9 protein-coding genes are annotated in these 10,861 nt (G+C 69.7%); 1 reads left to right on the top strand and 8 read right to left on the bottom strand.

All coding sequences use genetic code 11. The features are described 5' to 3' along the window. The 8 genes from VFF46_RS25405 to VFF46_RS25370 all read right to left on the bottom strand — a co-directional run. A partial coding sequence (locus tag VFF46_RS25405) for a hypothetical protein (RefSeq protein WP_325039721.1) occupies nt 1-303 on the bottom strand: 303 nt, incomplete at its 3' end. A 259-nt stretch (nt 304-562) separates the two neighbouring features. Further along, nucleotides 563-1,060, bottom strand: a complete 498-nt coding sequence (locus tag VFF46_RS25400) for a carbonic anhydrase (RefSeq protein WP_325039720.1) — start codon at nt 1,058-1,060, stop codon at nt 563-565. Beyond that, nucleotides 1,057-1,986: a sucrase ferredoxin gene (locus tag VFF46_RS25395; RefSeq protein WP_325039719.1), complete on the bottom strand. Its 930-nt coding sequence runs from the start codon at nt 1,984-1,986 to the stop codon at nt 1,057-1,059. Before VFF46_RS25395 ends, VFF46_RS25400 begins: the two co-directional genes overlap by 4 nt. A 48-nt stretch (nt 1,987-2,034) precedes the next feature. After that, the gene (locus VFF46_RS25390) at nt 2,035-3,714 is read right to left on the bottom strand and encodes an MFS transporter (RefSeq protein WP_325039718.1); all 1,680 of its coding nucleotides are present in this window, start codon (nt 3,712-3,714) and stop codon (nt 2,035-2,037) included. Next, nucleotides 3,711-4,409 carry an LppX_LprAFG lipoprotein gene (locus tag VFF46_RS25385; protein ID WP_325039722.1) on the bottom strand — a complete coding sequence of 233 codons (699 nt, stop codon included), beginning with the start codon at nt 4,407-4,409 and terminating at the stop codon, nt 3,711-3,713. The genes VFF46_RS25390 and VFF46_RS25385 overlap by 4 nt, the downstream gene beginning before the upstream one ends. Before the next feature lie 14 nt (nt 4,410-4,423). After that, on the bottom strand, nt 4,424-6,871 hold the full coding sequence (locus VFF46_RS25380; protein WP_325039717.1) for a DNA topoisomerase IV subunit A: 2,448 nt from the start codon (nt 6,869-6,871) through the stop codon (nt 4,424-4,426). Nucleotides 6,872-6,892: 21 nt separating this feature from the next. After that, on the bottom strand, nt 6,893-8,974 hold the full coding sequence (locus VFF46_RS25375; protein WP_325039716.1) for an FtsX-like permease family protein: 2,082 nt from the start codon (nt 8,972-8,974) through the stop codon (nt 6,893-6,895). A gap of 27 nt (nt 8,975-9,001) precedes the next feature. Beyond that, nucleotides 9,002-9,769, bottom strand: coding sequence for an ABC transporter ATP-binding protein (locus VFF46_RS25370; protein ID WP_325039715.1), 768 nt, complete (start codon nt 9,767-9,769; stop codon nt 9,002-9,004). Nucleotides 9,770-9,878: 109 nt separating this feature from the next. On the opposite strand from VFF46_RS25370, the gene VFF46_RS25365 reads away from it, so the two are divergent. After that, nucleotides 9,879-10,861 (top strand): sensor histidine kinase (locus VFF46_RS25365; protein ID WP_325039714.1); only part of this gene is annotated, 983 nt, incomplete at its 3' end.

Genomic DNA, 10,861 nt, shown 5'->3' with positions numbered 1-10,861 from the left:
GTCGACTGCGGCGATCCGCTGGACTGTCCCGTCGAAGGCGAGACTGCGGTGGGCGAGATTGGTGAGGGAGTAGGCCTCGACACAACTCGCTGCGGCCCGCGAAGTCGCGGGTGCCGTCGCGGCAGGCTGTTCGTGCGGTCCTCGGCTGGCCAGTACAAGCACACCAGCAACCGCAGCCGCCGTCGCCAGAGCTGCGGCCGGGAGCAGCCAGCGCCGGCGAGTCCTCCTCGAACGCTCGTCCTCGGCGGCACGGCGGACCTCGGTCTGCACCTTCCGGAGTACCAGCGGATCCACGGTCTTCACCACACCAGCTTCCCCCAGCCCATCCCAGCCGGGACCGTGCCGTCCCGGTCGGGACGTGAAGTACGTCAGCGGGCTCGCTCGGGGTGAGCTGCTTCCAAACCACCAGAAGCTGCACGCTCAGCCGGCGCGCCAAACCTCGGACAGCAGCTCGTCGGCGACCTGCGGCGCCCGGCGAACCAGGTTCGCGTGGATCGCCGGCGTCAGCCGCTCGACGAGCGGCTCGAAAGCAGACGCCACCCGCCGCGAGCGCCGGAGCTGCTCAGTCGACTTGGGTGAGTTTGCCGGTGTCGACGTCGTACATGAAGCCGCCGACGAGGATGTCGTCGCCGATCAGGGGGTGTTCGCGGACGGCGGCCACGTCGCGGCGGAGGGCTTCGTGCTGGTCGGGGATGACGGAGATTGGGAGGTAGCCGGCGGGTTTGCCGGCGGCGAGTTCGACCTTCGCGCGGAGTTCGTCCTCGGACATCGCGGCCATCGCGCAGCGGGTGTGCGGGATGATCATGATCCGGCGGACGCCGAGCAGTTGGACGCCGAGGACCAGGCCGGTCATCGTGATCTCGGTGACGCGGCCGCCGGCCGAGCGCAGCACCTTGGCGTCGCCGGCCTTCAGGCCGAGCATCTCCAGCGGCGGGATCCGCGAGTCCATGCAGGTGACCAGCCCGATACCGGCGTGGGCGATGCCGTCGAACCCGCCGTAGTGGAAGTCGGCGGCGTACTCGGCGTTGGCGGCGAGCAGGTCGTCGAAGCCGCCGGTCATCGGACGGCGCCTGACACTGGTGTACCGGCTTGCAGGATCGACATGGCGAACGGTTCCTTTCCGCAGGAGTCGGGACGGGGTGGATCGGCTGGTGCACTGCTGACCGGCACGGTCCACGACCGGCCGTCGGCATGCTGGACGGTGACGGTGTCGGCAGCCTCGCCGACCACCTGCAACGCATCGAGCGCGAGCTCTCCGGTGAGTTCACGTACGGCGAGCTCGGCCGCCTGGCCGCGCTTGGTCCAGGTGGACCGTCCGCGCATCCCGGTCAGGACTGTCTCCCCGCGATCCGCGGCGGCGAGTATCTCGACCGCCGTGTCGAGCGTGAGCTGGCCGTGCATGGTTCCGGCCGGCAGGTACGTCGCGGTCGGCGCGAAGCGGTGCCCGCCCAGATGGTTGGCCTCCCACACGCGCCCCGGTACCCGCTCGGCGAGCCCCGACACGAGCGGGCGTCCGAGAAGGGCGCAGCACTCGTCCCGCTTGCCGTTCGTACAAACGAGCACAATCGGATTGTTGACAATCGACAGCGCGGGCAGCGAGGCGACCACCGCCGTACGGTCACCACGGGCCACCGCGGCGAGATCCAGCGCGCCGAGCTCGGACGGGTCGGCGATCCGGCCGCCGAGCAGCCAGGTCCGGCCGGGCCGGGTCGAGGCGACGAAGACCTGGTGCGACCGCTCGACCGCGTCCGCGTGCCGCCCGGGGGAGCGGATCAGGCCGAACCGTACGTCGACCTTCTTGCAGTCGTCGTCGAACGCCCGGCCGAAGACCGGATCGAGGTGGCTCTGCGTCGGCGCCTTCGCACCCCACGGGCCTGGCTGCTCGACGACCACCCAGCCGACCGCGACGACCGCAGTACCGGCCAATGGCTCCTGCAGCACCCGACAGAACGTCGAGCACAGGCCGGCGGCAGCTGCGGGGTTCACAGCATCACACGGTACGCGACCTGAGACGGCTGTCCCTCATGATGATCATCATGTGTGCGCTGTGCCACTCCGGCCGAGCACCAGTACGCCGAGAACGGCGGCGAGGAACGCACAAACAGCGGCACCGGCGAAGATCGCGTGAACTTGTGAAACGGCGGCGTCCAGCAGCGCGTCGACGTACGGACGGCAACTGGCGGGCGACGACGGGCAGAGCTCGTTCGGCGATTTGATGCCGTCGGCAATCGAGTAGTACCGGCGCAGACCGATCGCGGTGAGCGCGGACACGCCGACCAGCATCCCGACCATCCGCGCGACGACCACGAGCGCGCTCACCAGCCCGTGGCTGTCACCCGGCGTCGCGCCGAGCATCGCGGTGTTCACCGGCGACAACGCGAGCCCGAACCCGAACCCGCACACCAGCAGTACGACGGTGGCCGGCCAGTGATCGAGCGCCGTACGGCTCCAGAACGCCATCACCGTGAACATCGCGCCGGACAGGCCAAGCCCGACGCCCGTGATCAGCCAGAGCCCGCAGCGCCGCGTCAACCACCCGCCGACGACCGCGCCGACCGGCAGCGCGATCAGGAACCGCAGCAGGACCAGCGCCGCCGCTAGCTGCCCACCGCCTTGCGTGGCACGCGCGAACACCGGTACGTCGACCAGCGCCGCGATCAGCGCACAGCCGATCAGAAAACTCACCACCAACGATCCCCAGGCGGCCCGTGCGCCTAGGAGACCACGCGGAACGATCGCCGCCGACGTACGCCGCTGCCACACCCCGAACGCCACTGCGCAGACCGCGGCAGCCACCAGCAGCCACGGCCCGGCCGGCGACATCAGTTGCTTCTCCGGATCAGCGGTAGCGAACGCCAGTACGACGCCTGCGAGCGCGAGAGCCAGCAGCAGAGCGCCCACGAGATCGATCTGCGCCAGCAGACCGTGGAAACGACCCCGCGCCCGCCGCAGCACCAGCGCGAGCCACAGCAGCGCCAGGACCAGCGACACGACACCGATCGGCGTCAGCAGCCGCGACGTACCCGTGAAAGGAACAAACGGGAGCCCGAGCGTCACTCCGGTGGCAAGCCGCTCCGGTGCGGTCAGCGTCAACCCAAGAGCAACGCAGGCGAGCAACCCGACGACGGCTGACGGGGGAGGCCATCGCCGGCCGCGGAGAAGCATCGCGAGGACGACAGCGACCACGAGGTTCAGCCAGAAGATGTACTGCCAAGAAGCCACCGCGAGCACAGCGGCGCCCAGTAACGGCCCGAGCACCGACCCCAGCTCCTGCACGGCGCCGACCACGCCCAACGGCAACCCACGCCGCTCAGCCGGCCACAGGTCGGCGACCAGCGCCAGCGTTGCGGGCACCAGCCCGCCACCGCCGACGCCCTGCAGAAACCGACCGGTTACCACCAGCGGCAGGTCGTACGCCCCGGCCGTCACCAACGACCCGACCGCGAACAGCAGCAACGCCCCGACGAGCACCGGCGTACGCCCGACGACATCCGCGATCCGCCCGATCAGGGGCAGTACGGCGATGTACCCGAGCAGGAACCCCGAGATGATCGGCGCCGCCCGCTGCAACTGGTCGGCCGACAGCCCGACCCCGGCCATCATGTCCGGCAGCGCCAGCACGACGACGTACGTGTCGGCTGCCGCGAACGCGACGGCGATCGACGCCAGCGTCAGCTGAGCCCGGGGCCGGACGGCGCCGTCGACCTGCGTCACGGCTTGGTGATCTCGACCTTCTCGCCGTACTTGTCCAAGGTGACGTCGTAGCTGCTGGTGGCGCCGGTGTAGAACGGCCCGGTGATGGTCGCCGAGACCAGTTGCTGCGAGGACTTGTCGATCTTGAACGTGCTCGGGAATTCCTTGTCCGCGGGCGCCTTCGGGAAGATGCCCTGCAGCGACTTGCCCTCGACGGAGCCGGTGACCTCGGTGAGGACCTTCGACCCGTCGCGGGTCTGGCCCTTCACCTTCGGGTCCTTCAGCGTCGGCAGGACCGAGGTCAGGCCTTTCGCCGGATCGAGCAGGACGGCCGGGTCCGGCGCGCCGAGCCCGGCCAGCTGGCTCGGCGACAACTCGATGAAGGTCGGCGCGAACGACACCTTCGCGTAGACCTTGCTGCCGACCGCGACCACCTCGGCGTCCAGGTTCGAGCCGTTGGTCCGGACGGTCAGCTTGCCCTTGAACGCCGGCGCGTGGGTGGCGACCCCGTCACCGCTGGCCAGCGTCTGCGCGCCGGCCGGCAGGTCGCGCCCGGTCAGCACGATGTGCACGCTGGCGGCGTCGTCGATCGCCTTCTTGGCGCCGGTCAGCAGCGCGACGGCGTCCGTACCGGCCGAACCGCCGGCGCTGCCGGAGTCCTTCTTGGAACTGCAGCCCGCCACCGCGAGGACGACGACCGCGCACAGCGCGAGCATTCTCTTCACAGCTGTCAGCCTGCCAGATCGGAAGCGCACGCAGCGATCGGCTGCGCCACCGGTACGCCGGAACCGTCCCGCCGCGGGTCGATCGGCGGCAGGTCGATCGGCGCGCCGCTGCTCGCGCTGGCCTTCACCGGCGCGACCCCGACGTACCCGAGAAGCAGGCCGTCCTCGCCCTTGAGCAGCCGCTGGCAGCGCACGCCGCCGGTCCCGCGGCCCTTGCTCGGGTACTCGCTGAACGGCGTGACCTTCACCGCGCCGACCTCGGTCCCGGGCAGCGCCGACGACGAGCCGGCGATCGTCACGACCTGGACCTCGCGGCCGGTGTCCACGGCGCCGAAGAAGACCACCTTCGCCCCGGCTGCCAGCCGTACGCCGGCCATACCGCCCGCGGTCCGCCCCTGCGGCCGGACGGCGGACGCCGGGAAGTGCAGGAGTTGCGCGTCGGAGGTGATGAAGCACAGCTCCTCGTCGCCGGTGGCGAGCTCGACCGCGCCGATCACCTCGTCACCGTCCTTCAGGCTGACGATCTCCCACGAGTCGCGGTTGCTCAGGTGATCCGGTACGACGCGCTTCACCACGCCGCCCGTCGTACCGAGCGCGACCCCGACCGAGTCCGGGTCCATCGTGGTCAGCGCGAGCGCCTTCTCACCCGGGTCCAGCGAGACGAACTCCGCGACCGGCGCGCCACCCTGCAGGTTCGGCGCGTGCGCGGTCGTCGGTACGGCGGGCAGGTCGAGCGACTCGAGGCGGATCAGCCGGCCCGCGCTGGTGATCAGCCCGTACTGGCCGCGGGCGGTGCTCTTGATCACCGACACGATCGCGTCGTGCTTGGCCCGCGACTCGGTGGCACCGAACGGCTCGACGCCGTCGATCCGGGCGAGCAGCCCGGTGGAGCTCATCAGGATCCAGCACGGGTCGTCGCTGACCTCGAGCGGTACGGCGGCCGTCTTGGTGGCGCCGGACGACTCCAGCAGCACGGTCCGGCGCGGCGTCCCGTACGTCTTGGCGACCTCGGCGAGCTCGTCGGAGACCGTCTTGCGGAGCAGCGCCGGGTCCTCGATGATCGCGGTCAGCGCCTCGATGTCGCGCTCCAGCTCGCCCTTCTCGGACTCCAGCTCGAGCTTCGAGAACTTCGTCAGCCGGCGCAGCGGCATGTCCAGGATGTAGTTCGCCTGGACCTCGGACAGGTCGTAGATCTCGATCAGCCGGGCGCGGGCGGCGGCCGAGTCGTCGCTGCTCCGGATCACCTGGATGACCTCGTCGATGTCCAGGATCGCGATCAGCAGGCCGTCGACGATGTGCAGCCGGTCCTGGGCCTTCTTCCGGCGGAACTCGCTGCGCCGGCGGACCACGTCGTACCGGTGGTCGAGGTAGACCTCGAGGAGCTGCTTCAGGCCGAGCGTCCGCGGCTGGCCCTCGACCAGGCAGACGTTGTTGACGTGGAACGCGTCCTCGAGCGGGGTCAGCTTGTAGAGCTGCTCCAGCAGCGCCTCCGGGACGAAGCCGTTCTTGACCTCGATCACCAGCTGGGTGCCGTGCGTCCGGTCGGTGAGGTCCTTGACGTCCGCGATGCCCTGGAGCTTCTTGCTCTGCACCAGGGTCTTGATCTTCTCGATCACCTTCTCCGGACCGACGGAGTACGGCAGCTCGGTGACCACGATGCCCTTGCGGCGCGGCGTGACGTTCTCGATCCGGGCGGTGGCGCGCATCTTGAAGCTGCCGCGTCCGGTCGCGTACGCGTCCTTGATGCCGTCCAGGCCGACGATCTTGCCGCCGGTCGGCAGGTCCGGGCCCGGCACGAACCGCATCAGGTCGTCGAGGTCCGCGGTCGGCGTCTTGATCAGGTGCCGCAGCGCCTGGATCACCTCGACCAGGTTGTGCGGGGCCATGTTCGTGGCCATACCGACCGCGATGCCCGCGGCGCCGTTGACCAGCAGGTTCGGGAAGGCGGCCGGCAGTACTGCGGGCTCCTCCTCCTGGCCGTCGTAGTTCGGCTTGAAGTCGACGACGTTCTCGTCCAGCCCGGCCGTCATCGCCATCGCGGACGGCGCCATCCGGCACTCCGTGTACCGCATCGCGGCCGGGCCGTCGTCGAGCGAGCCGAAGTTCCCGTGGCCGTCGATCAGGGGGACACGCATGGACCAGGGCTGGGCGGTGCGGACGAGGGCGTCGTAGATGGCGCCGTCGCCGTGCGGGTGGTACTTACCCATGACCTCACCGACGACGCGGGCCGACTTCACGTGCCCGCGGTCGGGGCGGATGTTGTTCTCCGCCATCGAGAACAGGATCCGCCGCTGGACCGGTTTCAGTCCGTCCCGGGCGTCCGGCAGCGCCCGGGAGTAGATCACCGAGTAGGCGTACTCCAGGTAGCTGGTGCGCATCTCGTCGGAGACGTCGATGTCGAGGATGTGCTCCTCGAAGTCCTCGGGTTCGGCGGTGCTGGTACGGCGTGCCATACGGGTCTACGAACTCCTCGATCAAGTGGTACCGGCGCCGCGACGGGTTGGCGCCGTACCCATTCTCCCTGGTGAACGACCATTTCCCGGCCCGCGACCCGCACAACGTACGCAGCCGGGACCAGAGCGGACCCTACCGCCCACCCCCGACAAACCCCGCCGCCCACACCACGTGACCGTAAGTGAGCGGAGGAGGTAGGCGGCTGGGGCGAGGGCGGAGCCTACCGCCAGGACGAGGCAGAGGGCGCCGATGGTCAGCAGGATGCCCCACGGGATGGTTAGTGGTACGTCGGACAGCCCGGACGTCATCGCGTGCCGGATCAGGATACCGACCGTGAGCGTGATCGCACCGCCGAGGCTGAGTGCGACCGCGCCGACCAGCGAGGACTCCCACAGCACCATCCGCTGCAACTGCCGGCCGGTCGCACCGAGTAGCCGCGACGTGACGAACTCGGTCCGCCGCTGGAGACTGCTCATCAGCAGCGTGTTGGCGATCGCGATCGCGCTGTAGAGAGCCGCCGGTCCGAGCAGCATCACCAGGCCGAGCTGATTTCCTTTCCGCAGCCCTGCGGACTGGTCGGCCTCCCAGTCCGCAGCCAGTTGTGCGTTCGGGATCCGCTTGACCAGTTCGGCGGGCGCGACCCCCTCGGCGGGGAGTACGAAACTGCGCTCCACCTTCGCGTGCGGATCGTGCGTACGGGCGACGTCCAACGGGATCATGAACGGCGGGTTGACCCCGAACGCGTCCTTGACGATCGCGACCACCCGCAGCTTGCCCGGCGTACGGTCGACAAATACCACCGGCACCTCGTCCCCGATCTTGTAGTGCTCGAACCCCGCCATTTCCTTGCTGACAGCAACAGTATTGCCGGTCAGCCTGGTCAGATCACCTGCGAGTACGCCGAGATCCCGCGTCTGGGAAGCGACCGTCGGATCGATACCCTCCACGCCCTCCAACTGCGCGTAGTCCTCCGCCACCCGCACCAGTTGCGTGGGCAATCCGGCATCTACCGCTCTCACCTGTGGGTCGTTGACCGGTGCTGCTCCGGTGACGACGATCGGCGCGCGGACGGCAGCACGGATCGCGGCTCCGGAACTGTCGGCCGCAAAGCTGAGGCTCAGCACCATCGACCCGGCGATGGCAGAGATCGCCAGGATCGGCGCCGCGAGCGAGGCGCTGCGGCGGGGCGCGGCGACCACGTTGCTGCGGGCCAGCCGCCCCGAGATGTGCGTCCACGCGACCAGTGGTGCTGCCCACACCCGCCCCATCACCGGAACGACGAGCGGTGCGAGCAGGGTGAGCGCGATCACCATGATCATCGGCGTGAACATGGCCAGCGGTACGGCGCCGTCGCCCGAGGACGGCCGGATCAGCGTGAGCATCACGATCGCCCCGGCCAGGAACAGCAGCCCGAACCCGATCCGTACCGGCCCGATCCGCGGCGGCTCCAGCGAGGCCTCCCGCAGCGCGTCGATCGGCGCCACCTTCCCCGCGCGCCGAGCAGCCGAGCGCGCCCCGAGCAGCGCGACCAGCATCCCGGCGCCGACCGCGATAGCAAGCGGTGTCCAGGGCGACGCCGGCACGAGCTTCACCGGTGCCAGTTCGGTGTACGACGCCTTGCTCAGCAGCAACGGTGTGGCGAGTTGCGCGGCGATCGCCCCGGTGACGGATGCAGCGAACGCGACCACCACCGCCTCACCGATGATCATCCGGCGGATCTGCCGCGGCGTCGCCCCGACCAGCCGCAACAACCCGAGCTCCCGCCGGCGGGATGCCACCGCGAACGCGAACGTACTGGCGATCACGAACACCGTGATGAACCCGCAGATCGCCCCGACCATGCTCAACACCGTCTGCAACCCCGACACGTCCGCATCCGCCAGCGCAACCCGCACGTGCTGAGGCGGCGTATCCGGCCCACCAAGCGTGGTCACCCGAACGGTCGCCGACGCCGGCAGCCGATACGCGATGGTCGCCGCCGTCGTGGTCGCAGCCAACCCAAGCATGAACACACCCACCGCGAGCGCCACGAACGAGCCCACATACAACGCCCGACGCCGCCCAACACTCTGCCAACTGATCCGCAACATCACATTCCTCACCGACCTCTCCCCAGCGCCTCCGATTGTTCAGCGTTCTAGGTCGTTCATGGCGGCGGCGATCTGGGTGGGGGTGGGGCGGTCGAGGTGGCCGGCTAGGTGGCCGTCGGAGAGGAACAGGACTCGTTCGGCGTACGCGGCGGCTACCGGGTCGTGGGTGACCATTACTACGGTCTGGCCGGCGCGGTCGGTTGCCTCGCGCAACAGTCCGAGGATCTGGCGGCTGGTGCCGCTGTCCAGGGCGCCGGTTGGTTCGTCGGCGAAGAAGACTGATGGTTGGGTGATCAGGGCTCGCGCGATCGCCACGCGTTGTTGCTGGCCGCCGGAGAGCTCGGCCGGCCGGCGTTTGACTTTGCCGTTCAGGCCTACCTGGTCGAGGACCCGCAGTACGTCGTTGCGTGCCGGGCGGCGGCCGGTGAGACGCAGGGGGAGGGCGACGTTGTCGTAGACGGTCAGCGACGGCAGCAGGTTGTACGCCTGGAAGACGAACCCCATCTCGGACCGCCGCAGCTTGGTCAGCTGTACTTCGTTGAGCCCGCGCAATGGGACACCGTTGAGTACGACATTGCCCGTGGTCGGCTGGTCGAGGCCCGCGGCACACTGCAGCAGCGTCGACTTGCCGGAGCCGGACGGCCCCATCACCGCCGTGAACGACCCGCGCGCGAAGTGGTACGTCACCCCACGCAACGCATCCACCGCCCCGGCCTTGGAACGGTACGTCTTGGTGATCCCGTCCAGCAGCAAGGCAGGCGGTTCAACGGGCGTGATGGACGGGTACGTCGGCGCGGTAGCGGTCATGCTCCCACCCAACCCCCGACCCCTCGTCAACACGTTGCCCCACACGAGAATCCCGCGGTAGCGCGGGCGCTACCGCGGGACGGGGTGGCGGGCGCTTAGGGTTTGGGGGATGGAGAGGTATCGGGCGGTGTGGGGGGCGCTGGCGTCGCCGCGGTACCTGGTTTCGTCGTGGCCTTGGCGGGCTTATGCGTACTTGTTGTCGTCGGTGCCGGTCGGGGTGGTGGCGATCGGGGTGCTGGTGGGCGTTGCCGGGCTGAGTGCCGTCTTGAGCCCGATCCTGATCGGGCTCCTGATGCTGGCGGCGTTCCCGTTGCTCGGGGCGGCGATCGGGTACGTCGAACGCCGGCGCGCGGGGCTGATGCTCATCGACGGGATCCCGAGTCCGCATGCGGCGCTGCCGGCGAGCGTGTCGCTCAGGGCGAGGCTGACGTACCGGCGGCGGGAGCAGGCGTCGATGCGGGCGCTGGGGTACGGGTTCGTGCTCGGTGTCTTCGTCTGGCCGTTGAGCGCGGCGATCGGCGGACTGTCCGCGATCGTGCTGGGGATCACGCTTGCGACGCCGATCCTCGCGGCTGACGGCGACGATGTGGAGATGTTTTCGTGGAAGCTGGACTCGTTCTGGGAAGGGCTGCTGTTCACGGTCCTGTTCGGTCCGGTGTTCTACGCCGTCAGCTCGTACCTGATCGGGGTCCTCGCGGGCGCCGAGGCGTCGTTGGCGAAGGCGATGCTCGGCCCGCGCCAGGAGGAGCTGCAGCGCAACCTCGCCGAGCTCCGGCGCTCGAGGCTCGACCTGGTGGACGCGTTCGAGACGGAGCGGGCGCGGATCGAGCGGCACCTGCACGACGGCGTACAGCAGCGGCTGGTCGGGTTGACGATGACGCTCGGGCTCGCTGAGCTCGACCTGCCGGAGGGGGAGGGCCGCCGGCTGGTGGTGAAGGCGCACGCCGAGGCGGAGGCGGCGCTGGCGGATCTGCGGGCCGCGGTACGGGGGATCCATCCGCGGGTGCTGGTCGACCACGGTCTGCAGGCGGCCGCGCGGGAGGTCGCCGACCGGATGCCGTTGCCGGTAACGCTGAACATCACGCTCCCGGA

It is taken from the genome of Kribbella sp. (assembly GCF_035655035.1).
GTDB lineage: Bacteria > Actinomycetota > Actinomycetes > Propionibacteriales > Kribbellaceae > Kribbella.
This window is presented reverse-complemented; position numbering and strand designations above follow the sequence as displayed.

What these genes read in the sequence shown, in the direction of transcription:
- VFF46_RS25370 (WP_325039715.1), bottom strand. Translation starts at nt 9,769, where the DNA reads ATGACCGCTACCGCGCCGACGTACCCGTCCATCACGCCCGTTGAACCG.
- VFF46_RS25400 (WP_325039720.1), bottom strand. Translation starts at nt 1,060, where the DNA reads ATGACCGGCGGCTTCGACGACCTGCTCGCCGCCAACGCCGAGTACGCC.
- VFF46_RS25385 (WP_325039722.1), bottom strand. Translation starts at nt 4,409, where the DNA reads ATGCTCGCGCTGTGCGCGGTCGTCGTCCTCGCGGTGGCGGGCTGCAGT.
- VFF46_RS25380 (WP_325039717.1), bottom strand. Translation starts at nt 6,871, where the DNA reads ATGGCACGCCGTACCAGCACCGCCGAACCCGAGGACTTCGAGGAGCAC.